3 protein-coding genes are annotated in these 3,277 nt (G+C 71.7%); 2 read left to right on the forward strand and 1 reads right to left on the reverse strand.

Annotation, left to right across the window (positions count from 1 at the left end; all coding sequences use genetic code 11):
• Window positions 1-86 precede the first annotated feature (86 nt).
• Entirely contained in the window at window positions 87-1,538 is a 1,452-nt protein-coding gene (locus VE172_RS06495) for a M81 family metallopeptidase (protein ID WP_324798821.1), read from the reverse strand.
• A gap of 287 nt (window positions 1,539-1,825) precedes the next feature.
• Between VE172_RS06495 and VE172_RS06500 the strand changes: the two genes are divergently transcribed.
• Together VE172_RS06500 and VE172_RS06505 are read left to right on the forward strand one after the other, a co-directional pair.
• On the forward strand, window positions 1,826-2,536 hold the full coding sequence (locus VE172_RS06500; RefSeq protein ID WP_324798823.1) for a hypothetical protein: 711 nt from the start codon (window positions 1,826-1,828) through the stop codon (window positions 2,534-2,536).
• Between the two features lie 3 nt (window positions 2,537-2,539).
• The coding region (locus VE172_RS06505; protein ID WP_324798825.1) for a DNA polymerase Y family protein at window positions 2,540-3,277 on the forward strand (738 nt) is incomplete at its 3' end.

Raw genomic sequence — 3,277 nt, forward strand, 5'->3', positions numbered from 1 at the left:
CCCCCACGAATGGAGCGCCTTCTCCGGCCTCATCCACCGCGACCTCACCGCCGCCGTCCACCGCTACATCAACGACCGACGACCCCTCACCACACCGTCACCGACAAATCCGGATCACCCATAGCCACATCCAACGGATACATCGGACGCTCCACACCCGAATGACCCAACCGCGCGATGTCCTGATCCACCCCACCCGGCGTCAACGCCAACACCCAACCCGCCGCCGCGTCAAACAAATCCGGCACCAAATACCCGATCTTCACCACCGTCACATCCACCCCCGCCGGATCCAAACCCAACTCCAAAAAATCCGACACAAAGTGATACGGCTTGCGCCGCGACGTCACCACCGCGCTCACCCCGCCGCACCGCACCACCGCGATATCGCCGCCCACCGGATCGCCCCGACGCACCGCCGCCACCACCCCCGACAGCCGCACCGACCCGCCCCAACCCAAAAAGCCGCCCACCTCGACATCCACGACCGACCCCACACCGGCCTCCACACACGACGCCACCGCCGCCGGATCCACCACGCTGGCCCAAATCGCCGACGCCTCACCCGAGGCCAACTCCGGCCGCGCCAACAGCCGCCCCAGCATGAACGCCACATCCCCCGAACCACCCGCCGTCGGATTGTCCCCCGAATCCGACACGAAAAACGGCCGCTTCGCCGACCCCAACGCCTCCGCCACCGCCGCGTCCGCATCCATGGCCCGCGTCGAGAAATCAAACTCCCCCCGCGAACGCCACCACTGACCCGCCAGCTGACCCGCCCGCGCCGCGATCACCTCCGGATCCGTGCCCGACACCACCACCGCCGCCCGGCACCGCGGCTCGTCCGCCCACGCGTACCCGATCCAGATCGCCGCGTCGATCACCCCGTCCAGCTCCTCGACCCGCGGCAACAGACCGTACAGGCGCTTGGCCGGGTCGTCGCGCGTGCACGCCTTCTCCCCCGGCAACAGCACCGGCACCGTCACCCACGCCCGCCGCGGACGCACCGCGTTGTCCAGGCACCACACCAGATTCCGCTGCGCCCGCGCCAGGGTCTCCGGGGAGTCCTCGTGCGGCGACATCCGATGCGACGTCAACAGGTCCACATTGTCCACAAGCTGCCGCGAGACGTTCCCGTGCGGGTCCATCGACGCCGACACCAACACCTCGCGCCCCACCACCCGCCGCACCTCGGCGGCCAGCCAACCCTCCGCGTCCACCATTCCATCGACGCTCATCGCACCATGAATATCCAGGTAGACCCCGTCCAGCGGCTCGGCGGCATGGGCCTGTCCCAACCGCGCCAGGAACTCCCCGGCGATGCCATCGAAGAACCCCTTCTCCACCGCCCCACCCGGCAACGCCCGCGCGTGCACCAGCGGCACCCACCGCGCCCCCTCGGGAAGCGACGCGTACCGCCCCAACAGCTCCTCGCCCCGGGTCACCAGAAAATCCGCCTCCCCCGCCCGATGCGGAGAAAACGTCGAAGACTCGATGTGTACGCCACCAACCGCGATTCGCCACTTACGTCCACTCATGGGCGGCAGCCTACGTGCCGCCGCCACCAAGATCAATAGCCCGATGCGGCGCCTCGCGGCGTCGGCGCGAGGGCGTGAGGAGTGCACTCGGGTGACGGCCGAGGTAGGTATGCCTCGAAGTCGATATATCTTGTATAAGCACGGGAAAAGGCGGGATTTCTCACACCGCGGTTTTTTGTGCGTGCGGCGCCCGAATGGGGTGTTTGTCGTGGTGGCGGCTTCGCGATCTTATGCTTATGATCTTGAGGTCTCGGACAAATGTTCGATCATAGTGGAGAGGTATGACAGTGCCCGCGAATCGCGCGTCCCTGCGGGAAGCAGTCGGCGTCCGCTCGGCCTCGGAGCTGGGGCGGGCGGACGCCGCACGGTCCCTCCCCGTGAGCCGAGAGCTCGAAACGCTGCTCCCCCAAGGCATCCGGACCGGCTCCACCCTGCCGATCACGGCCACCGCCTCGTCCGGGGCGACCAGCCTGATGCTGGCGCTGTTGGCCGGGCCCTCCCGCGCCGGGCAGTGGTGCGCGGTGGTGGGCCAACCCCGGCTGCTGCCGGAGGCCGCCGACGAGTCCGGGGTGACGCTGAACCGCCTGGCGCTGATACCCGAGCCCCGGCAGCTGTGGGACGAGGTGGTGGCGGCCCTCATCGAGGGCATCGGCGTGATCGCCTTCCGCCTGGCCGCCGCCGCGCCCCACCGCGTCGCCGTCCGGCTGGCGGCCAAGGCCCGCAGATCCCGGGCGGTGCTGGTGCCCTTCGGGCCCGGCGCCCCGGCCTGGCCGGACACCGGCCTCGGCCTGACCGTCGAGGCCGCCCACTGGCGCGGCCTCGGCACCGGATCCGGCCGGGTCACCTGCTGCGAACTGGACGTGCGGGCCACGGCCGGGCACTCCACCCGCCGGGCCCGCGTCTGCCCGGTCTGCTTCTGCGGGGACCCCGCGTCCCACGCCGCGCCGGCCCCGCCGGTCGCCTCGCTGGACGATTACCGCGCCCGGGTCGCCGGGTGAGCCGTGGCCCGGATCATGGTGCTGCGCTGCCCCGACGCCATCGACGCCCCGGGCTTCGCAGCGGTGACGGAGGCGGTGGAGTCCTTGTCCCCCAAGGTGGAGGTGCTGCGCCCCGGCCTGCTCGCCCTGCCCGCCCGGGGCCTCACCGCCTACACCGGCGGCGAGGAGACCGCCGCCGAGGCCCTGATCGACACCGTGGCCGAGGAATGCGGCGCCGACTGCCTGGTGGGCGTCGCCGACACCGCCTTCGCCGCCTGGCTGGCCTCGATCGACGGCGTCATCGTGGCCGCCGACGCCACCGCCAAGTTCCTGGCCGAACACGGCGTGGCCGCCCTCGGCCGCCCCGACCTGACCGATGTGCTGTACCGGCTGGGAATCGACACCCTGGGCGGCTTCGCCGACCTGCCCCGCGCGGCGGTGGCCGAGCGCTTCGGCGCCGAGGGCGTGTGGTGCCACCGCCTCGCCTCCGGCGAGGAGGCCCGGCCGCTGGCGCCGCGCACCCCGCCCGAGGACCTGAGCGTCCACGCCGACTACGACCCGCCGATCGAGCGGGTCGACGCCGCCGCCTTCGCCGCCCGCACCCTGGCGGCGCGCCTGTCGGCGGCGCTGGCCGGCCACAGCCTGGCCTGCTCCCGGCTCGGGATCGCCACCACCACCGCCGACGGGCGCGTCCGGGAACGCCTCTGGCACGCCTACGGCGCGTTCACCCCCGACCAGGTGGCCCAGCGCATCCGATGGCAA

The organism is Stackebrandtia sp., assembly GCF_035643755.1.
Lineage (GTDB): Bacteria > Actinomycetota > Actinomycetes > Mycobacteriales > Micromonosporaceae > Stackebrandtia.

Excerpts from the sequence above, each read along its gene's own strand:
- VE172_RS06495 (WP_324798821.1), bottom strand. The coding sequence starts at position 1,538 with ATGAGTGGACGTAAGTGGCGAATCGCGGTTGGTGGCGTACACATCGAG.